Origin of the sequence: Cellulomonas denverensis (assembly GCF_012396125.1) — a bacterium.
Classification (GTDB): Bacteria; Actinomycetota; Actinomycetes; order Actinomycetales; family Cellulomonadaceae; genus Cellulomonas; species Cellulomonas denverensis.
In genome coordinates this window covers 49,338-69,800 of record NZ_JAAXOX010000003.1, presented here as the reverse complement: position 1 = coordinate 69,800, position 20,463 = coordinate 49,338, and the positions used below count along the sequence as shown (strand labels likewise).

18 protein-coding genes are annotated in these 20,463 nt (G+C 73.5%); 9 read left to right on the top strand and 9 right to left on the bottom strand.

Features of this window, described 5'->3' with window-relative positions; genetic code table 11:
* Positions 1-32 precede the first annotated feature (32 nt).
* Together HGA03_RS07100 and HGA03_RS07095 are read right to left on the bottom strand one after the other, a co-directional pair.
* Positions 33-719, bottom strand: coding sequence for a hypothetical protein (locus tag HGA03_RS07100; protein WP_168629567.1), 687 nt, complete (start codon positions 717-719; stop codon positions 33-35).
* A 130-nt stretch (positions 720-849) separates the two neighbouring features.
* Positions 850-2,466: an N-acyl-D-amino-acid deacylase family protein gene (locus HGA03_RS07095; RefSeq protein ID WP_168629566.1), complete on the bottom strand. Its 1,617-nt coding sequence runs from the start codon at positions 2,464-2,466 to the stop codon at positions 850-852.
* Positions 2,467-2,617: 151 nt separating this feature from the next.
* Between HGA03_RS07095 and HGA03_RS07090 the strand changes: the two genes are divergently transcribed.
* The 6 genes from HGA03_RS07090 (at position 2,618) to HGA03_RS07065 (ending at position 9,761) form a co-directional block, all read left to right on the top strand.
* Complete coding sequence (locus HGA03_RS07090) at positions 2,618-3,022, top strand: RidA family protein (RefSeq protein ID WP_168629565.1); 405 nt, start codon at positions 2,618-2,620, stop codon at positions 3,020-3,022.
* A 211-nt stretch (positions 3,023-3,233) separates the two neighbouring features.
* Positions 3,234-4,496, top strand: a complete 1,263-nt coding sequence (locus HGA03_RS07085) for an Ig-like domain-containing protein (RefSeq protein ID WP_168629564.1) — start codon at positions 3,234-3,236, stop codon at positions 4,494-4,496.
* Between the two features lie 230 nt (positions 4,497-4,726).
* Positions 4,727-6,862 (top strand): InlB B-repeat-containing protein, encoded by a 2,136-nt coding sequence (locus tag HGA03_RS07080; protein ID WP_168629563.1) that lies wholly within the window; start codon positions 4,727-4,729, stop codon positions 6,860-6,862.
* Positions 6,863-7,183: 321 nt separating this feature from the next.
* Positions 7,184-7,729, top strand: a complete 546-nt coding sequence (locus tag HGA03_RS07075; protein ID WP_168629562.1) for an alternate-type signal peptide domain-containing protein — start codon at positions 7,184-7,186, stop codon at positions 7,727-7,729.
* A gap of 44 nt (positions 7,730-7,773) precedes the next feature.
* A complete protein-coding gene (locus tag HGA03_RS19555; RefSeq protein WP_203767512.1) occupies positions 7,774-9,177 on the top strand; it encodes a BspA family leucine-rich repeat surface protein in 1,404 nt (467 codons plus the stop codon).
* Positions 9,174-9,761, top strand: coding sequence for a signal peptidase I (locus HGA03_RS07065; RefSeq protein ID WP_168629561.1), 588 nt, complete (start codon positions 9,174-9,176; stop codon positions 9,759-9,761). Before HGA03_RS19555 ends, HGA03_RS07065 begins: the two co-directional genes overlap by 4 nt.
* Here HGA03_RS07065 and HGA03_RS07060 read toward each other — a convergent pair.
* Positions 9,721-12,273 carry a helix-turn-helix transcriptional regulator gene (locus HGA03_RS07060; protein ID WP_168629560.1) on the bottom strand — a complete coding sequence of 851 codons (2,553 nt, stop codon included), beginning with the start codon at positions 12,271-12,273 and terminating at the stop codon, positions 9,721-9,723. The genes HGA03_RS07065 and HGA03_RS07060 overlap by 41 nt on opposite strands.
* Positions 12,274-12,466: 193 nt before the next feature.
* Between HGA03_RS07060 and HGA03_RS07055 the strand changes: the two genes are divergently transcribed.
* Positions 12,467-13,675: an MFS transporter gene (locus HGA03_RS07055; RefSeq protein WP_168629559.1), complete on the top strand. Its 1,209-nt coding sequence runs from the start codon at positions 12,467-12,469 to the stop codon at positions 13,673-13,675.
* Positions 13,676-13,712: 37 nt separating this feature from the next.
* Here the strand turns inward: HGA03_RS07055 and HGA03_RS07050 are convergent, their stop codons facing one another.
* Positions 13,713-14,924, bottom strand: a complete 1,212-nt coding sequence (locus HGA03_RS07050) for a DUF3500 domain-containing protein (RefSeq protein ID WP_168629558.1) — start codon at positions 14,922-14,924, stop codon at positions 13,713-13,715.
* 187 nt (positions 14,925-15,111) lie between these two features.
* Here HGA03_RS07050 and HGA03_RS07045 point away from each other — a divergent pair, with 187 nt between their 5' ends.
* The gene (locus HGA03_RS07045) at positions 15,112-15,465 is read left to right on the top strand and encodes a DUF898 family protein (protein ID WP_168629557.1); all 354 of its coding nucleotides are present in this window, start codon (positions 15,112-15,114) and stop codon (positions 15,463-15,465) included.
* Positions 15,466-15,740: 275 nt separating this feature from the next.
* Here HGA03_RS07045 and HGA03_RS07040 read toward each other — a convergent pair whose 3' ends face one another.
* The 4 genes from HGA03_RS07040 to HGA03_RS07025 form a co-directional block, all read right to left on the bottom strand.
* Positions 15,741-16,217, bottom strand: coding sequence for a CoA-binding protein (locus tag HGA03_RS07040; RefSeq protein WP_168629556.1), 477 nt, complete (start codon positions 16,215-16,217; stop codon positions 15,741-15,743).
* A 418-nt stretch (positions 16,218-16,635) separates the two neighbouring features.
* A complete protein-coding gene (locus HGA03_RS07035) occupies positions 16,636-17,082 on the bottom strand; it encodes a DUF2220 domain-containing protein (RefSeq protein ID WP_203767783.1) in 447 nt (148 codons plus the stop codon).
* A gap of 2 nt (positions 17,083-17,084) precedes the next feature.
* Complete coding sequence (locus tag HGA03_RS07030) at positions 17,085-17,567, bottom strand: hypothetical protein (protein WP_168629555.1); 483 nt, start codon at positions 17,565-17,567, stop codon at positions 17,085-17,087.
* 271 nt (positions 17,568-17,838) lie between these two features.
* On the bottom strand, positions 17,839-18,003 hold the full coding sequence (locus HGA03_RS07025) for a hypothetical protein (protein ID WP_168629554.1): 165 nt from the start codon (positions 18,001-18,003) through the stop codon (positions 17,839-17,841).
* Between the two features lie 594 nt (positions 18,004-18,597).
* Between HGA03_RS07025 and HGA03_RS07020 the strand changes: the two genes are divergently transcribed.
* Positions 18,598-19,041 (top strand): helix-turn-helix domain-containing protein, encoded by a 444-nt coding sequence (locus tag HGA03_RS07020; RefSeq protein WP_168629553.1) that lies wholly within the window; start codon positions 18,598-18,600, stop codon positions 19,039-19,041.
* 384 nt (positions 19,042-19,425) lie between these two features.
* Here the strand turns inward: HGA03_RS07020 and gap are convergent, their stop codons facing one another.
* The gene (gene gap, locus HGA03_RS07015) at positions 19,426-20,430 is read right to left on the bottom strand and encodes a type I glyceraldehyde-3-phosphate dehydrogenase (protein WP_168629552.1); all 1,005 of its coding nucleotides are present in this window, start codon (positions 20,428-20,430) and stop codon (positions 19,426-19,428) included.
* Between the last annotated feature and the right edge of the window lie 33 nt (positions 20,431-20,463).

Sequence of the window (20,463 nt, the reverse complement as noted above, 5' to 3'; positions counted from 1 at the left end):
CGGCGCGCGGCCGGACGCCAGGGTGAATCCGGTCAGCCCTTGAGGAAGACCGGGCTGCCGTGGTACTCGTCGAACGGGTTGTCGTCCTGGGCGGCCGGACCGGTGTACAGCAGCCCACCGACCTGCTGGCCGCCCTGGACCTCGATGCCCATCGCACAGCCCTCGGACACCCCGGTGCCCTGGTCGAACTCCTCGTCGAACAGCCCGGAGTTGCAGCTGCCGCCGATCGACCAGGCGCTCTGCGAGGCGGTGCCCTCGGTGGTGGCGGGGGTGAAGTCCGAGCCGTTGGAGTCGTACTCGATGTCGTCGCCGGAGACCTTGCGGGTCTCCCAGGTCACCCAGATCACCTGGTACCCGGCGAAGTCGGGGTTCTCGGCGACGATCTCGGCCATCTCCGCCTCGGAGGCCGGGGTGACGCCGGTCAGCCGGGTCTGCAGCACCGCCCGGGAGTCGTCGTAGCCGACCCAGTCGTAGGTGATCCACTCGCCGTTCTCCACCACCTGGCCCGGCTGCACCCGGTCACCGGGGTCGGCGCTGACCGGGGTCTCCTCCGGCAGCGGGCTGGGCGACGGGGCGACCGGGCGGGTGGTCTCCGGGTCGGCGGCGGCCTCGGTGGTGGCGCGGTCACGGGGCTGGGGGTCGTCGTCGCCGCCACAGCCGGTCAGGGCCAGGGCGAGACCGCACACCGCGGCGACGGGGAGGAGGGAGCGGGTACGCACGATGCGGCCTTTCGACGGAGTCCAGGTTGGCCGTGACGGTAGAACGCGCGCGCGCACGGCCCCGGTGCCTCCGGGCCCAGACTGGGTGCCGCGGGGCCGTCGGCCTGGGTGGCGCCGGGTCCCGCCCCGGTCAGCTCTGGGTGGTGGCGGCCGGCGGTCCTGAGCGGCCGGTGCCGTGCCGCAGCGCCCGGCCGGCCCGCAGCCCGGTCCGCTCCCCCGCCTCCACCACCGCCCGGCCGTCGATGAACACCCAGGCGATGCCCTCGGCGGTGGCACGCGGGTCGTCGAAGGTGGCCCGGTCGGTGACGGTGAGCGGGTCGAACAGCACCAGGTCCGCCCGGCGACCGGGAGCCACCCGGCCCCGGTCGTGCAGCCCGAGCCGCGCCGCCGGGGTGCCGGACAGGTGCCGCACCGCCTCCGCCAGGGTGAGCACGCCCCGCTCACGGACATACCGGCCCAGGTACCGGGCGAAGGTGCCCGCCGCCCGCGGGTGGGGCTTGGCGCCGACCAGGATCCCGTCGCTGCCGCCGGTGTGCCGGGGGTGGCGCATCACCGCCCGGACGTTCGCCTCGTCGCCGACGTGCTGCAGGATGCCGGTGCCCAACCGGTCGGCGATCAGCAGGTCCAGGAAGACCTCGGCCGGCGGCCGGTGCTCGTCGGCGGCGATCCGGGCCACCGTCCGGCCCACCCGGTCCGCGAGCGCCGGATCGCGCACCCCGGCGATCTCGATCGTGTCCCAGTCGACCGGGACGCCGTGACAGCCGTCGCTGCCGACCACCTCGACCTGGTGCGTGATCCGGGCCCGCTCCGCCGGGTCGCGCAGCCGGTCCAGGGTGGCCGCCGGGCCGCCGGTGGCCGCGGAGCTGGGCAGCAGCGCGGACAGGGTGGTCGCCCCGGGCAGGTACGGGTAGGAGTCCAGGGTCAGGTCCAGGCCGTCCGCCAGGGCCGCATCGACCAGGGCCAGCAGTTCCCCGGCCCGGCCGCGGTTCTCCGGGAAGTTCATCGTGGCGTGGGTCAGGTGCAGGGCGACCGAGGACCGGCGCGCCACCTCGATCATCTCCGCATAGGCCGCCAGCGCCCCGGCGCCGTAGGACCGCTGGTGCGGGGCGTAGCACCCGCCGTGCCGGGCCACCACCTGGCACAGCGCGACCAGCTCGTCGGTGTCGGCGAACATCCCGGGCACGTAGGTCAGCCCCGAGGACATCCCGAATGCGCCCTCGCGCATCCCGCGGTCCACCTGCGCGCGCATCTCGGCCAGCTCGGCGGGGGTGGCGGGCCGGTCCTCGGTGCCGACCACGGACATCCGGATCGTGCCCTGCGGCAGCAGATAGGCGACGTTGGTGGCGCTGCCCCGGCGGTCGATCTCGGCCAGGTACTCCGCGACGGAGCGCCACCGGTAGCCGACGTCGGGCACCCCGTTCCAGCCGGCGATCTGCTCCCGGACCGCGGCCATGCCGGCATCGGTGGTCGGCGCGTAGGACAGCCCGTCCTGGCCGAGCACCTCGGTGGTCACGCCCTGCATCGTCTTGGCCAGATGCGCCCCGTCGGTCAGCACCGCCAGGTCCGAGTGCGCGTGCATGTCGATGAACCCCGGGGCGACCACCAGGCCGTCCGCGTCGATCACCCGGTGGCCGGTGACGTCCAGCCGCCCGCCGACCGCGGCGATCCGGTCGCCCTCGATCAGCACGTCCGCGGTGACCGGCGGGGCGCCGGTCCCGTCCACCACCAGCCCGCCGCGCAGCAACATGGCCCCAGTCCACCGCGCGACCACCTGCCGCGTCGAACCCCGGTCCGGCGGCGTCCTGCGCTGCACCTGCCCCGGCCGCCCCCGATGGTGGAGCCCGCCTCCGGCGTGAGAGCGTCGCACCGCACCGCCACCATCGACCCTGAGAGGCAGCATGACCGCCAAGACCGCCGTGACCACCCCGCACGCCCCGGCGCCCGCGCACACCTTTCACCAGGGCGTGCGCAAGGGCCCGTTCGTCCAGGTCTCCGGCCAGGGCCCGGTGGACCCGGCCACCGGCGAGTACCTGTTCCCGGGCGACGTCGCCGCCCAGACCACCCGCACCCTGGAGAACGTCCGGGCGATCATCGAGGCCGCCGGCGCCACCTTCGACGACGTGGTGATGCTGCGGGTCTACCTGACCAGCCGGGACGACTTCGCCGCGATGAACGACGCCTACGGCGAGTTCGTCTCCCGGCACTGCCCGGGTGGCGTGCTGCCCAGCCGGACCACCGTGATGGTCGGGCTCCCGCGCGAGGAGATGCTGGTCGAGATCGACGCGCTGGCGATCACCGACTGACCACCCAGACGACGAGGCCCGGCGGCAGGTGCCGCCGGGCCTCGTCGCATCTGAGGGCCATCACCAGAATCGGACACCGGCCCACCCACGCCGCCGGGTTCGGTACCCAGACGCCACTCGGGGCCCACGTCGGCCGCCACCCGGGTCGCCTAGCTTCCCTACGCACCCCACAGCCGCAGACCCAGGGGCACCCCCGAAGCAGTAGGGCACCATGAGACGCCTTTCCTCTCTCTGCACGGCCGCCACCCTGCTGGCCGCGCTCACCGTGGTCGGAGCCGCGCCGGCCCAGGCAGCCCCCACCGACCGGATCACCACCACGATCGCGAACTGGGGCACCACGGACACCCTGGGATATGTGCGCGTCAACAGTGCGACCGCGACCATCCGCGAGTTCACCGTCCCGGCCGTCGGGACCACCGGGCCGGTGGAGTACACCATCTCCACCGGCGAGGTGTACTGCGTCGCCGCCGAACAGGGCAGCAGCGCAGCCGTGGTCGTCTACTGGCGACCGGCCGCCACCAACGCCTGCCAGAACATCACCACCGTCGCCGAGGTGGGCAGCAACCGGATCGGCTTCATGGCCGCCGACGGCCCCTACCAGGGCAACTACCTGGGTGATGCCAGCCAGGGCGGGATCGTCGACTGGGCCCAGGAGGGGTTCTTCGGGGTGGAGGCGCCGCAGCTCATCGCCCAGATCGACCTGACCGACCCGACCGGCCTGGTGCTCACCCGCCAGCCGGAGATCCGCGGCACCGGCCACCCCGGGGCGCAGGTGGTCGTGACCCGCGACGCCGACGGCGCCACGGTCGGCCAGGCCGAGGTCGCCACCGACGGCACCTGGGCGTTCTCCCCGCAGATCGCCTTCGACTGGGGTGAGCAGGTCGCGCTGACCGCCACCCAGACCGTCACCGGCGACCCGGCACCCACCACCGACCAGGGCACCTTCCGGGTCGCCGACCCGGTCACCATCGCCGCCGGCACCCCGGACGCCACCGCGCGGAGCGTCCAGGTCAGCGGCACCGCGGACCCGGAGTCCGAGGTCACCGTCACCGATGCCGCCGGCGCGACGGTCGGCAGCGCCACCGTCAACCCGGACGGCACCTGGGGCCCGGTGCTGGTCACCGGGCTGATCCTGGGGGACAACCCGCTGACCGCCACCGAGCGGGTGGACGGCACCCAGGTCCCCGAGGTCGGCACCGCCGGCACGACGGTGCACGTGGCCTCGTCCGGCCAGACCCCGGTCGTGCCCACCGACCCGGAACCGACCGCACCGGCCCCGGTCGCCCCGGCCGACCCCGGCAGCACCCCCGCGGCCACCCAGCCCGCCACCCCGGTGGCCTCCGCATCCACCCCGGACCGGATCGCCACCACCGGTGACTCCGCCACCCCGGGGCTGCTGCTCACCGCCGGGATCGCGGTGGTGGCCGGCCTGGTGCTGGTCGCCACCCGCCGGGTCCTCGCCCGTCGGCGCTGACGGCCGCGGCCCCCGCACGAGGGCCCGCACCGCCTGGCGGTGCGGGCCCTCGTCGCCGTGGGCTCACTTATTCGCGCGGGCCCCGCCGCGTGGAACACCGGCCCGTGCCACCCCCAGCGGTCCACGGCCCGGCGGATCCGGCGCCGTCAGCAGCGGCGACGCCGGGCGCCTACCTACCTACCTCCCGGGCGCCCGCCTGTGTGGCGGCTGAACTCCCGATCATTCTGAGCATGTCCCCTCGTGTCTTCCTGCCCGCTGCCGCCCTGGCCGCCGTGTGCCTGGTCGCCGGAGCCGGCTCCGCCTCCGCCGACCCCGCTGGTTCGTTCGCGGACCTTGCCGACGCCTTCGCCGACCCGTCGGCCGTCGGTGGTGAGGTCACCCTCGACGCCGACCTGGCGCAGGGCGCCTCGCCGAAGCTGACCCTGGCCGCCGGCCAGTCCCTGACCCTGGACCTGAACGGCTTCGACCTCACCACCTCGGAGGTCACCCTCGCCGCGGGTTCCGCGCTGACCATCACCGACTCCTCCACCGGCACCCCCGGCACCTTCGCCGCGAGCTGGGACAGCGTCGACCCGGCCTACCCCGCCACCGACGCGGCGATCGCGTTGGAGAACGCCACCCTGACGATCGAGGGCCGCGCGCACGTCACCGTCGACGCCGGTGACCCGGACAACATCCAGGGCAGCCGGACGATCGTGACCGCCGGGATCGGCGTGACCTCCGGAACCGGCACCGTGACGATCGGCGGCGACGCCGTCGTGGACGCGCGGGCCTGGGAGACCGCGATCGCGGTCGGCGGGACTGGCCTGCGCCCGGGGCAGCCCCCGGTGGGCACCCTGGTCGTCGAGGACAACGCCCGAGTGACCGCCCACTCGCAGTTCGGCGCCGGGATCGGCGGCCGGACCGCCCAGGACGGCGGTGACATCACCATCACCGACCACGCCGTGGTCGAGGCGACCAGCTACCAGGGCGCCGGGATCGGCGGCGGCGTGAGCGGCGGCAACGGCGGCACCGTCCGGATCGACGGCGACGCGAACGTGACGGCCGTCAGCAAGGCGGGCGCGACCGGCGGGAGCCTGGCGCTCGGTGCCGGGATCGGCGGCGGCCACGCGGCCCAGCGCGACGCGGGCGCCCGGTTCGAGGGCGGCAACGGCGGCGACGTGACGATCGGCGGCAACGCGGTGGTCGTCGCCACCTCCGAGCGGCTCGGCGCCGGGATCGGCGCCGGGGACCAAGGGGTCGACGGCGGCTCGCTGCACGTGACGGGCGACGCGACCGTGACCGCCACCTCCGGCCTGGCCGGAGCCGGGATCGGCGGCGGCTCGGGCGACGGCACCTGGACCGAGGACGGCGGCGGCGCCGACGTTGTCCTGGACGGCGGCACCACCACCGCGATCAACACCACCAGGCCGTACCAGACCTCCGCGGTCGGGTCCGGCAGCGACGGCACCGACTTCGGCTCGCTGGAGATCAACTCCCCCGCCACCCTGGTGATCCCCGACGGCGCCGAGCTGCGCATCCCGGAGGGCGTCACGGTGACCGGCGACGGTGAGATCCGCGGCGACGGCAACGTGGTCAACGAGGGCGCGGTGGTCCTGCCCACCGAGAACCTGGACTGGGCGGACCTGTCCTTCGCCCCGAACAACTACCTGACCACCTTCCACGCCAACGGCGGCCAGGGCACCGCGGAGGTCCGGACCTTCGCCACCAGCTTCAACGCCGGTGCCCGCAGCCTGCCCGACTCACCGACCCGCACCGGCTTCGACCACATCGGCTGGGCCGACACCGTGGACGGACTGCCCGCCACCCGGTCCTCGGTGTCCTTCGACGCCGACACCCCGCTGACCGGCGACCGCACCGTCTACGCCCAGTGGCTGTCCGGCACCACCACCGCCGCGACCGCCACGGACACGGCGCGCCCCGGGCAGGACGTGCCGGTGCAGGCCACCGTCGCGGCCGCCGACCCGGCCGCCGGTGTCCCGCAGGGAACGGCGCAGCTGTTCGTCGACGACCAGGCCGTGGGCGACCCGGTGCCGGTCGCTGCGGACGGCACCGCCGAGCTGACCTACCCGGGCGCGGTGGCCGGCACCCACACCCTGCGGGTCGAGTTCATCCCCGGCGAGGTCATCTGGTCCGCCTCCACCAGCCCCGACCTGGGCGTGGACATCACCACCACCCCGGCCGGGAACACCACTCAGGACAACGACAACGACAAGGGCACCGGCACCGCGAGCACTGCGAGCACCGGGAACCTGGCCACCACCGGCGCCGGCCCGATCGCCCTGTGGGCCGGCCTCGCGGTCGTCCTGCTCGGCGCCGGCACCGCGACCGTCCTGATCGCCCGGCGGCGCGCCCGCACCCACTGACCGGGCCGGGCCGGACGGAGCGTCACCTCCGACCCGACCCGCCCACCGGTGTGGACTGCGATCCACACCCCCCGGCCCGCCCGCACCCCTCCCCCGTGCGGGCGGGCCTTCGTCTGCGGATCCCGGCATCCTGAGCCATCCGGCGGGACTACGGCATTCGGCCGGCCCCGCGCACATCAGCGCAGGTCAGGCCGTCGTGGTACTGACGCAGACCCTCCTCCTCGCCCACCGGGCCGTCCCGGCGGCGCACCCTCGTGCCCGGACGCGCGCGCGACACGATCCGGGATCGCGCGGCGGGAACGACGAAGGAGGACTCACCCCATGACGACCCCCCGCACCACGAGCCGCCACTCCGCGCTCAAGGGGACCGTCGCCGCCACCGCCGGCATCGCGGTGCTGCTCGCCGGAGCAGGCACCTTCGCCCTGTGGAACCAGCAGGGCGCAATCGGTTCGGGCAGCACCGGCACCGGTGCGCTCACCGCCGAGTTCGACCCGCAGACCAGGTGGCGGGACGCCACCGACGGAGCGGGCAACCCCATCGAGGACATCACCGCGTTCCGGATGGTGCCCGGCGACACGCTGGTCGGCACCACCGGCGTCTCCGTGACCGCCACCGGGGAGAACCTGCTGGTGGACACCGGGCTGCACTACGCCGAGGGCGCGCTGCCGGCGGACGTCACCGCCGAGGTGACCCTGACCGACGGCGAGGGCGAGCCGGTGACGCGCCTGGAGGGCAGCAACACCGGCACCCGGCACGAGCTCACCGCCACCATCACGCTGGCCTTCGACGCGGACGCCGCGGCCTCGATGTCGGAACCGATCGACCTGAGTGCGATCAGCGTGGACCTGCGGCAGGTGCTGAACTGATCCGGCACCGGCGTCCGGCGTGGTGGGCGGTCGCGGTCGCCCTGGTGATCTCGACCGGGTTCCCGCCGGGCGCGGCGGCGCTGTGGAGCGTCTCCTCGCCGGTCGGGACGGCCGCCACCGCGACCGGTGCGCTCGCCATCGACCGGGAGACCCTCGACCCGGGGACCTGGACGCTCGACGGCGCACCGTTCAGCACCGGCGACGCCCTGCCCGCGGGGGTCACGCTCGCCCATGCCGTGCCGGAGTTCCCGGTGACCGTGGTGGGCGACAACCTGGTGGCGGAGTTCGGCGTGGACGGCGCGGTCGTGCCGGACGTCCTGGTCCCGCACGTGTCGCTCGCCGTGGCCGCCGATCCGGTGCGCGGGGTGGACTCCGGCCCGGACGGCAGGCGGCAGACCGCCGTCACGATCGAGGTCACCACCTCCGCCGACCTGCCCGCCGGTGGGCATGTGGTCGACCTGACCGCCCTGACGATCACGCTCACCAACGGGCGGGGTTGGGCGGACGCGGCCACCCTCGACGCCGGCACACTCGTGACCGGGCCGGCCGTGCCCGAGGAACCGGGGTTCCCCGAGGAGCCGGCGGCCTCCGGCGGTGTGGTCACGCTGACCTTCGACCTGCGCCGGGACGCCGACGGGACGGTGGGCTTCCACCTCGACGACCCGGGTCCGGACACCACGCTCTACGTCTGGGGGGCCGGCTTCCAGCCCGCGGTGGACGGCCTGAACACGGTGCGCCCGCTGGAGGTGGCGCAGGTCGCGATCATCGGCACCTTCCGTGGCTTCGGCTCGCCGGAGCAGACCGTGGAGCAGATCGGGGCGCTGCGGGAGGTCAAGGGCTGGACGGACGACGTCGGCTCGACCTCCGCCGCCCATGCGTTCCGGAACGCCGTGAACCTGATCAGCGTCGACACGCTGCCCACCCGGCTGACCGACACCTCGTACGCCTTCGCCGGGGCGAGCACGGACGACCCGTTCTGGGCCGTGATCGCCCCCGGGTGGCAGCCGGAGCGGGTGCGCACCATGGCGCACATGTTCGACGGCGCCGGCACCATCGCCTGGGACGTGGTCCGGGACTGGGACACCTCGGCGGTCACCGACATGGCCGGGATGTTCCACGGCGCCGCGACCTTCGCCACCGACATCGGCGGCTGGGACACCTCCGCGGTCACCGACATGACCGGGATGTTCCACGGCGCCGTGGCCTTCGACCACGACCTGTCCGGGTGGGACGTCGGCCGGGTGCTGGCATGGGACGACTTCGCCACCGGCTCCGGACTGACGGAGGAGCGCCTGCCGGTGAAGTTCCGCGCCGGCCCGGACACGGTGGGCGCCGAGGGCACGGTGGGCAACGAGGACACCACCGGCACCGAGGACACCACCGGCACCGACGACACGGAGAGCACCGACGACACGGATAACACCGACGGCACCGGGAGCCCCGCATGACCCCGCGCACCGCGCCGCCGCCCGTCACCCGCGCGCACGCCGTCGCGCGCGGCCTGCTCGCCGGGACCGGCGCCGGTGTCCTGGCCCTGGTGCTCGCCCTCGCCGCGCTGGTGGTCGTGATCCCGCGGGTCGCCGGTGGCGTGCCGCTGACCGTGCGCTCCGGGTCGATGGCGCCCGCCCTGCCGGTGGGGTCGCTGGCGGTGGTGCTCCCGGTGGAACCGGAGGACGTGCGGGTGGGTGACGTGGTGACCGTCCTGCCCTACCCGGACGACCCGACCGCCGTCACGCACCGGGTGGTCGCCATCGGGCACCGGCAGGACGGCAGCCGGGTATTCACCACCCGGGGCGATGCGAACGACGCCGTGGACGACCCGGTCGCCGGACACCAGATCCGGGGGCGACTGGTGTACGCGGTGCCCTGGCTCGGCGCGCTCAACGACGCCCTGACCGCCGAGCAGCGCACGGCCGGCGTCCGGCTGGCCGCCGGGGCCCTGTTCGCCTGGGCCGCCGTGCTCTGGTGGCGCGCCTGGCGGGGCCGCGGCGTCAGTCGCCGGGCAGGTCGGCGAGCCGTGCCCGGTCGGTGACGCCCAGCTTCTGCATCGCCCGGTAGAGGTGGCTCTCCACCGTGCGCACGGACAGGTAGAGCCGGCTGGCGATCTGCCGGTTGGTGAGTCCGTCGCGGGCGAGCGCCACCACCTCCTGCTCGCGGCCGGTCAGCGGTGCCCGGCGTTCCCGGCCCCGGCGCACCGCATCGACCGCCAGCGGGCCGCCGGCATCGGCGATCCCGTCGGCCGTCCCACCCCGGCGGGCGGCGGTGTCGATCGCCACCTGGATCAGCGGGCCGGGCACCCGCAGCGCGGCGACCGCCGCCAGCACCTGGTCGGCGCTCCCCCGCGCGATCGCCCGGTTCAGCCGGAGCACCGGTGTGAGCGCGGCGACCGCGGTGGCGCCCGCCAGATCCTCCAGCCGGCGGAGCCGCTCGTCGTCCAGCACCAGCGGGGCAAGGGCCCAGCACAGCAGCGCCGAGGTGCGGCGACCGGCCTGGTACAGCCGCTCGCCGGCCGCCCACATCGCCTCGCCGTCGGCGGAGCCGGCCGTGCCGGTGCGGACGTAGGCCACCTCCCCGCGGGCCCAGGGGTCGAGGACGTCCAGCACCGGCTGGTACGGGCGCGGGGTGCGGGCCAGCTCGTCCAGCAGCACGTCCGCCAGGTCGTGCTCGTCCCGCAGCGCGTGCCCCACCGCCGCCAGCGCCAGGATCCGCTCGTCGTACGGGGACTGCACCGGTCCGCAGCGGCCGGCGCCGAGCAGCACCCCGAGCACGCGCAGCGCCTCGTCGTGCTCCCCCGCGACGAACAGCGCCGAGGCCAGCCCGCGCGCGGCCAGCCGGACGCCGAACATGCTGAGCTCGGCGGAGGCGGCGCTCAACCGGTCCCGCGCCCAGGCGACCGCGTCCTCCACCTGACCCGCCAGCAGCAGGGCGTCCCCGCGCAGCGCGTCCAGCTGGTGCGCGAACGGCCGATGCCCGGAGGACGGCCGCCAACCGCCGAGCAGGTCCAGCGCCCGGTCCGGCGAGCCCTCCTCGATCGCCAGCCGGCCGCGCCAGATCAGCACCAGGTCACGCAGCGACGGCGGCACGTCCCGGTCGTCGAGCGCCGCCAGCTGGTCCGCCGGCCAGATCCGCGCCTGGTAGAGCGCGTCCAGCAGATCCAGGAACGGCTCGGGCGTCTCCGGCATCGCCAGTGCCCCGGACGGCCCGGGATCCACCGTGAACGCCTCGCGCACCGACCGGCCGCGGCACCCGGCCCACTGCGCCCGGAGCAGCAGGTAGATCCCCAGATCGTCCGGGTCGTCCGCCGAGGTCGCGGCGGTCCCGGCGAAGATCTCGTCCACTCCGATCGACGCCAGCCCGTCCAGCAGCCGCAGCCGCAGGACAGGGAGGGCAGCGGCCACGTCGCGGCGGTCCTCCCAGACCCGCAGGTGCCGGGCCGCCTGGGTGCGCACCGACTCGGTGAGGATCGCGGTCTGATCCTGGGCGGCCTGGAACGGCGGCTGCGCCGACAGGTGCGCGCTCTCCGGCAGCCCCGAGGTCGCCGGCCCGATCCGGTCGGACCCGAGCACCTGGTCCGCCCGCTCCCGCACCGCCGCCCGGGCGGTGGGGGTCATCCGCAGCCGCAGTGCCTGGCCGAGGGCCGGCGGACTGACCGCGACCAGATGGTCCTGGCCGCTGGGCTGCACCGCGATCCGTCCCGCCGCGTCCAGGGCCGACAGCGTCCGGGTCCCGGCCAGCCGGCGGGCGGTGTCCAGGTCGACCAGTCCCAGCCAGGCCAGCAGGTCCAGCGCCTCCCGCTGGTCGCCCGGCAGGTCGGCGAGCAGGTCGTGCACCACCGCGTCGACCCGGACCAGGTCCAGCACGCCGGTCTGGGCCCACCGCCCACGCACCCGGCCGACCGCCCCGGCCTCCCGTGCCGCGTCGACCAGGTCCAGGGCCACCCTCGGGTTGCCGCCGCAGCGGCCGAGCACGGTGGCGACCAGACCGCCATCGGCCGGTCCGTCCAGCTCCTCCGCGAGCAGCGCCGCCGTCGCGCTGATGGTCATCGGCTCGATCCGGACCACGGCGGCGCCCCGGGCCAGATCCGGTGCCAGTTCCGGCAGGTCGACGCCCTGGGGCGCGCCGAGCACGACGGACACCCGGGCGGGTCGCCGGCGCAGCACCGCGGCGACGGCGGCGGCCGAGACGTCGTCCAGCAGGTGGGGGTCGTCCAGCAGCACCGCCGCGGGTCCGGTCCCGAGCGCCGTGCCCAGCGCCGCCACGGCTTCCGGGAGCCCGTACCGGGCACCGGCCCGGGGCCGGAGCACCGGGTGCACCCCGAACACGCCCAGCGGCAGACCGCGCGCCGACACCAATCCCGCGAGTTCGACCACGGCGGACCCGGCCGCCCGGAGCCGCTCCGCCAGCTGCGCCAGCACCGTGCTGCGCCCGGAGCCGGTGTCGCCGATCAGCACCACATCCCGGTGCGTACGCAGCCGGCGCAGCGCCGCGGCCAGCACCTCGTCGTGCAGGAATGCGGATCCACCGCGGTGGGTGACCTGGGCCATGAGGCATCCTCCCGCGTCGGCGATCCGCTGACCAGCGCAGTCACCGGCCGGTGGTCCACACACTCAGGCCCAACGCGGCGGCCATCGCGGCACTGGGCTGCCCATCGCCTCGATACCATCGGGGTGGAACCCGGATCCCCGGCGTCCGGCCCGGCAACGGGTGCCCACGCTGCGGAAGGCAGAACCCCAGGTCGTGTACGCGCTGCTCCTGACGATCATCTACGTCGCCTTCATCAGCCTCGGCCTGCCGGACTCCCTGGTCGGGGCCGGGTGGCCGGTGATGCACCAGGACCTGGGCGTCCCGCTGGCGTTCGCGGGCTTCCTCACCACGATCATCGCGCTCGGCACCATCGTGTCCAGCCTCGCCTCCGACCGGCTGACCCGCCGGTTCGGCGCCGGGGTCGTGACGGCCGTGAGCGTCGGACTGACCGCCGCCGCGCTGGTCGGGTTCTCGTTCTCCGGCTCGTTCTGGCTGCTCTGCCTGTGGGCGATCCCGTACGGCCTCGGGGCGGGCGCGGTCGACGCGGCGCTGAACAACTACGTCGCCCTGCACTACGCCGCCCGGCACATGAACTGGCTGCACAGCTTCTGGGGCGTGGGCGCCGCGATCAGCCCGTTCATCATGAGCTACGCCCTCACGTCCGGGCTCGGCTGGACCCGCGCCTACACGATCGTCGGCGTCCTGCAGGTCGCGCTGATGGCCGTGCTGATCCTCAGCCTGCCGCTGTGGCGCAAGGTCGACGGCCTGCGACCGGCGCACCCGGCCGGCGACCAGGAGCCCCACCCGGGCGGGATGCCACTCACCCAGGCGGTCCGGATCCCCGGCGTGACGCTGGTGCTCACCGCGTTTTTCGCCTACTGCGCGCTGGAGAGCACCGGCATCCTGTGGGCCTCCACCTATCTGGTCGACGACCGCGGGGTGGACGTCGCCACCGCCGCCGCCTTCGCCTCGCTGTTCCTGCTCGGCATCACCGCCGGACGGATGCTGGCCGGCTTCTTCGCCGACCGGGTGGGCGACCGGCTGCTGATCCGCGGCGGCTTCGCGACCGTGGCGCTCGGGGTGGTCCTGATCGCCGTCCCGGCGCCGACCGACGTGCTCGCACTCGCCGGGCTGGTCGTGGCCGGCCTGGGCTGCGCCCCGATCTACCCGGCGATCATCCACTCCACCCCGGTGAACTTCGGCCGGCACAACTCGCAGGCGATCATCGGGATCCAGATGGCCGCCGCCTACACCGGCTCCACCCTCGCCCCGCCGCTGTTCGGCGTGCTGTCCTCCTGGGCCGGGACCTGGATCTTCCCGCTGTTCCTGGCCGTGCTGGTCGCCTTGGGACTGGTGATGTCCGAGCGGCTGAACCGGCTGGTCGCCCGGCGGTCGCGGGCCGGGGCGGCGGCCACCGCCTGACCGTGACCTGCGGCCCGCGACCGCCAGGAGCAGTCCGTCAGCCGTCGGTGCCCGGCATGCCACCCCCGGCACCGGACGCCGCCTGCTGGGTGACGCTGCCGGCGTAGTCCTCGGACGGGTCGCGGTAGATCGTGTGGATGTGGCCCCACCCGGAGGTCAGGTAGCCGTCCACGTCGGCACCGGCCGAGCCCTGCTGGTTCGAGAACTCGATGTAGACATCCGGGCCGGAGATCTGGAAGGAGATGCCGTCGCCCTGCGTCATGTCGTACACCGTGGCGCCGGACCAGCTCACGTACGTCTCGTCCAGGGTCGCCTCGATCTCGGCCAGCGCGGTGGCGGTGGTCTCCTGGTCGGACAGCCCGACCCAGTTCGCGATCACGTCCAGCAGCAGATCCTGCTGCTCGTCGGTCAGGTCGGCCCCGGAGATGCCGGTGCCGGTCGGGTAGTCGCAGGTGTCGCCCGGCGCGCAGACCAGGTTGCCGACCTCCTCACCCTTGTAAAGCTGCTCCTGCTGCTCGTCGGTCAGCGAGTCGTAGAACGCGAACGCGGTCTCGTACATCCCGGCCAGCGGCTGCACCTCGTTGCCGTCCTCGTCCGTGTACACCGCGGGCTGCGAGCCGAGGTGGGTCGGCGCGAAGGTGATGTCGTCCGCGGTGCCGTCCAGCGTGGCGTTGATCCCCAGGTGGTGGCCGCCGAACTGGACCTCCCACGCGCCGGTGTCCGACGGATCGCCGAAGAACGCGATGTAGTACTGCCCGAGCGTCTCCTCGGTGGCGCTGCTGTTCTCCGCCAGGAACTCGTCGCCGCCGATGATCCCGGTGACGGTCTGATAGCCCTCGTCGCTGAGCAACGCCTCCAGCACCGCCATCGCGGCGGCCTGCTGCTCGGAGGTCAGGTCGGTCAGGTTCAGCCCGGCGCGCTCGACGAACGACACCGGGAAGTTCGACCACGAGGTGGTCTTGGTCTCGTCGTCGTAGGCGTACAGCACGGTCTCGCGCTGGTCCTCCGACAGTGTGGCCAGGAACGCCTCGGCGGCCTCGGTGGTGGCGGAGATGGTCTCGGCGGTGCTGCCGGAGTCGGAGGTCGTGGCCTCGGCGGCGGCGTCCGAGATGCTCGCGGTGGTGTCCCCGTCGGTCGTCGCGCTGCTCGCGGCGGAGCAGCCGGTCAGGGCGAGGCCGCCGAGCAGGGCCAGAGAGGTCAGGCGGAGCACGCGGCGGTGCCGGGCCGTGGTCGGTGATGGTGTCCTCATGCGCCAGGACGGTAGGAACCGGCACGAGGCGGCGGCTGTGGCGGCTCTGTGCGGGTGCTGAGTCCCTCTCGGCCGTGCGTGTGACATCGCTGGGCGCGGGTCGGCGCCTCACATGCCCTGACGGCTCGATACGGCACCCTTCTAGCGAGCACAGCACCAGCTGTGCGTCCGCGAGAAAGGACACCTGGTGGTCTCGCCCTACAAGCGCTTCACGTTCGATGGTGGTGCCGGCACGTACATCGGCACCGCCCTGCTCGGTCTGCTGGTCACCACGGTGACCCTGGGGATCTTCTACCCCTTCCAGGTCGTGCTCATGCAGCGCTGGCGGGCCAAGCACGCCTTCATCGACGGCCAGCAGCTGGTCTTCACCGGCACTGCGACGGGCCTGTTCGGCCTGTGGATCAAGTGGTTCCTGCTGTCGGTGATCACCCTGGGGATCTACCTGCTGTGGGTCGGCCCGCGCATCGAGGCCTGGAAGTGGGAGAACACCACGTTCGCGGCCGCCCCGGTTGGTGCCGGCGTTCCCGGCGTCGCTCGCTGACCTCCGGCTCAACCGCCCCGTTGCCCGGCCGTCTCCACTGGCGGCCGGGCACCTGCACGCCCGCTCGGACCGTGCACGCGCCAGCGGTGCTGGGTCCAGGGTCGAGAGGCCCCGAGAACTGCAACTGCGGCGAGGCCGCGTGGCGCACCATGGCGCTCGACCTACGCCGCAGCAGCAGACCTCGACCCGCGGGGAGGCACGCCACCGAGCCGGCCGGGACGATCGCCCCGATGCCCGGACCCGCGGACCCCCTGATCCACCTATACCCGTGGGGCTCAGACGCGCCGGGGCAACCGCCCGGTCAGGGTCATGAGCCGGCACATCACCCGGTGCGTCCGGTCCGACGGGGCGCCGAACATCAGCGGGCAGCCGCCGTCGATCACGGTCAGCCCGCGCTCGCGCCCCTCAGCGACGGCGGCCGCGTCGACGCTGCCGCCGTCGACGGAGCGGTGCATCCAGACCCTCGTGATGCCGAGGTCGGCGGCCTCCCGGACCGTCGCCGCAGCGTGCTCGGGCCGGGTCGCGATCACGACGGCCTGCACGCCGCCGGGGATCGCCGCGAGGTCGGCGTACGCGGGGTCGCCCTCGACCGTCTCGGCGTTCGGGTTCACCGCGAACACCTCGTAGCCCGTCTCACGCAGGCGCCGGTAGACGACGTTGCCACCGTGGCTGCCGGGGGTGCGCGAGACGCCGGTGACGGCGATGCGCCGGGCGGCGAGGAACTCGCTCGCCGCTGTCCTGATATCCGTCACGGCTGGCTCCTCGGCCTCGTCGACAGGTCGAGGCGGACGCTAGACCTACGGCCGGCGCCCGTCCCGGGACTTAGGTGCCAGCGTCACCCGGTCGGGGGAAGACGCGCGGCCGGACGGTGGGAACGACGAAGGCCCCCAGGGACATCCCTGAGGGCCTTCGTCTTCTGTGTAGCGGGGGGATCCTCCTGCTGTGCGAGCACGGTGGTTGCCCACGCGTGTTGCTGCTGGTCAGCGGATTGTGTATGGGCATCTGCCCACCCTTCGTCGTGGTCACGGAGACATCGAAGCAGGCGGTCGGGACACCGATCACCGTTGTGCCCAGGCGGGATCAAACGTCAGCGCCTGTAGATCACTTGAGGCCGAGCGCTGCCAGGCACGCTGTCCAGCTCAGACGCTCCTGCTCGAGCCGCACGTCCCCTCAAGCGGTCAGCTCCGCCCTGGTCATGAGCTCGGCCCCCGTGAGCCTGCCCAGTGCAGCGGTCGAGGGATTCGGGTCGGCTGTCCAGAGCTCTCGGTGCGCGAGCAGGGTGGTGGTGTCCATGAGGAGGCTGCGTGCATGCGGAACGTGCGCGCGCATCCGGTCGAGGATCGCGAAGCCGTGGCTGTCCAGGTCGCCCCAGTAGTCCACCGAGGCACCCTGCACCCAGGGGAGGCGGCCGACGAGGTCGACGGCGAACCCGGCCCCGTGCGCGGCGATGGTGCCGTGCGCATCGGGCAACGGCAGGACCGACTGCAGGTTCTCGACGACGAGGACTCGGTTCACCTCCACGTCCCAGGCCGCGAGCTCGGCGACCCCCTCCAACGCTACGCGAGGCGCGCGCGGTGACGTCGACCGGCCCAGCCTGTCGAGCTCATGCACCGTCACGGTCACTCCGCGACCGACAAGGGTGCGGCGACGACGGACAGTGAAGATCGTCTGGCAACGGAGATGCGTCGCAGGTCCTCCGCTGCTGAGAGAATGCCGGGCTGATCCGGACGTTCAGCCACTGGTATGAGCCGAAGTCGGGACCGGGGCAAGCGCCGGACGCCCCCAGTGAACGCGCACAAGCCTGCGTAGTGATCGTGGTCGAGCAGATCCATGAACGCGAATGCCTGCGCGGTCGTCGTCCCGAGCTCGTCCGGAGGAACGAACCGCATGACGTCCGGGGGCTCGGAGTGCGAGTACTGGTGCGCGAATCTCGTCACGTGCACGCGGATTCCTGAGTTGTCCCGACCGGTTGTCGAGTCGAGCTCGGCGAGCGCCGTCCTCATCGAGCGCACAAAGTCCCCGGTACTTCCGGGCTTCTTGAACCCGAGGAATGACTCCAGGAGCCGCCTGAGCACGTTCGGGAACAGCAGTTGCGCGTTCATCGGGTCCTCCAACCCGGAAACTCCGACAGCCAACCGCTCGTGCGCCCGCAGCCCGGAGCAGCGCGATCAGGTCCCCGCGACTTCGCGACTCGAACGCGGCGCCGGCGCTCATCGCTCCTGCCGCGCAAGCCTCGCCTCGGACTGCGGGCAGGTACACAAACTGCTCTGCAGGGCTTCGAACATGACCTGGACGAACGCCTGGCTTGCCAGGACCCGCCCTCCGCGAGCAGTAGCTGGCCGCGCGCGGCATCGGTGCGCGGCCAGCTACTGCTCAGCGCCGGCGCTTCTCCGCCAGCCAGGCGACGACGCCCGCGATGACCGCCAGCACGCAGACCACACCGATCGTTGTCGAGAAGGTCCCGCTCGCCAGGGTGGAGCCGCCAAGGACCACCGCTGCGATCACGAGCACGACCAGGAGCACACGGCCGGGAGTCACGCCAGACTTCATGTCGATCTCCTCGGGATGATGCGCGAGAGCGGTCCGAGCCCACTGGTGACTCCGCCGATGATCGCGCCGTCGATTGTGGCTCGTCGGATCCGGCTATTGCTCTCACCCTTACGCCCAGGCGTCCGTTGTGGTGTTGGACTGGGTGACGGTCGGCCCCGTCGCCGCGCCCACAGGTGAGCATGTCAAAGACCACGCCCCACTGCCGCAGGTCGCGATGCCCTCGGCAGCGGCCCGCCGACACCGCCGGCCGCGAGGGCAGGCCACCGCACGAGCACAGCGTCACCGGTCCGGTGGGCCGGTGGCGCTGTGTCGTGCGGTGGGTCAGCGTCCGAAGTTCTGTTCCTTGATGCGCTGCTGGGGGTTGCGGGCGCCGGCGGGCCTTGGCCGGGCCGCGCAGGCTGCGGGTCGCGGCAGCCGGTGGGTGGGCGTTGCCCCTGGCAGACACGTTGCGCCAGGCGGCGGGGAGCCGGACCCTCTTCTTCGGAGACCTGGTGCGAAACGGTGGTCGTCTCGAGAAAGAGGCTGGGATCCCATGCAGCCGCACCAGCACCTACAGTTGCTACAGACAGGAGGTTCCTCACGGTGACCACATTGACCACACTGGAGCCCAGCGCAGCAGCTCAGCGTGACGTCGCGGTGATCTTGGAGACGGCAGCCCAGCAGCTCTCCCCCGACTCACCTGTCCTGGCTCTGCTGTGCCACCTCCACTCGACGCTCGGCCGCGGCGCAGAGGCCGTCCTGCTCCAGCTCGATCAGGAGCTCACCCCGAACCAGGCTGCCTCGATCATCGGCATCAGCCGTCCGCACCTCCTGTCGTTCATGGATGCCGGCGCGCTCGCCTTCCACAGGGTCGGCACGCACCGCCGCATCAAGGTCGTGGACCTGCTCGACTTCAGCGAACGCCGCCAGGCCGCACGCCAGACGCTCACCGAGCTCCACAACGACGCTCCCGCGGCGGACACACGCCACCTCCATGCGCGCGCACCGCTCAGCGACGAAGCCCTGGCCGACCTCGACTCGCTCTGACGCGACAACGCCGCCACACTGTCGACCGCCGACAAGGAGAAGACCCCGATGTCGCTCGTCTTCCGGCCTGTGCGACTGCCGAAGCGCACCCTCACCACCGAGCAAGCCGCGAAGTTCGCGGCACTCCGCCAAGAGGTCGAGACGGAGCTGGCCGCGCGATGTGCCCAGCGCGCCCTCACCGCCGAACAGGCACGGAGGCGGACGCACCTCCCCTGGACGAGGCACTAGCTCGCACGCAGGCCTGCTCGCTCAAGCCGACGGATCAACCTGCGCGAGCTGACCGTCGACCTCACCCGTGACTACCGGCCCACCGGTCGCCGGGTGGGGGCCCTCGTGCTGTGCGCGGTGCGGCCGTCCGGCCCTTCGTCGCGCGGGGGTCCAGCCTCAGGCCTGCGACCGCCCGATCAGCTCGAGCGTGTCGACAACGCGGTTGGAGAATCCCCACTCGTTGTCGTACCAGGCGACGACCTTCACGTGGCGCCCGTCGACGCGGGTGACGTGGGAGTCGAAGATCGAGGACGCCGGGTTGCCGGCGATGTCGGAGGAGACGAGGAAGTCCTGCGAGTACTCCAGGATCCCGGCCAGCGGGCCCTGTGCTGCGGCGCGGTACGCGGCCAGTACGTCCTCGCGGGTGACGTGCCAGGCGACGGTTGCGTTGAGCTCGACCAGCGAACCCACCGGCACCGGCACCCGAATCGAGTCGCCCGACAGCCGCCCGTCGAGCCCCGGGAGCACCAGGCCGATCGCCTTCGCGGCACCCGTGGTGGTCGGCACGATGTTGACCGCGGCCGCCCGGGCGCGGCGGGGGTCGCGGTGCGGGCCGTCCTGCAGGTTCTGCTCCTGGGTGTAGGCGTGCACGGTCGTCATGAACGCGTGCTCGATGCCGGCGAGCTCGTCCAGCACCAGGGCCAGCGGGGCGAGTGCGTTCGTGGTGCACGAGGCGTTCGAGACGATCGTGTGCGCGGCGGGGTCGTAGGCCTCGGTGTTGACGCCGTAGGCGATCGTGACGTCCGCGCCGTCGGACGGCGCCCCGACCAGGACGGCGCGTGCCCCGGCCTCGAGGTGCCCGCGGGCGGCGGCGGCGCCGGCGAACCGGCCGGTCGACTCCAGGACGACGTCGACGCCCAGCTCAGCCCAGGGCAGCCAGGCAGGCTCGCGCTCGGCGAGGACGGCGATCCGCCGGCCGTCGACGATCAGGTGGTCGCCGTCGACCGACACGGGGCGCCCGAGCCGGCCCGCGGTGGAGTCGAAGGCGAGCAGGCGGGCGAGGGCCGCGGGCTCGGTGAGGTCGTTGACGGCGACGACCTCGAGGTCGCTGCCGCGCTCGAGGAGCGCGCGCAGGACGGAGCGGCCGATGCGTCCGAAGCCGTTGATAGCGACGCGAGTCATGGGGAGCCTCCCGGTGGTGTCCGTTCGTGACGG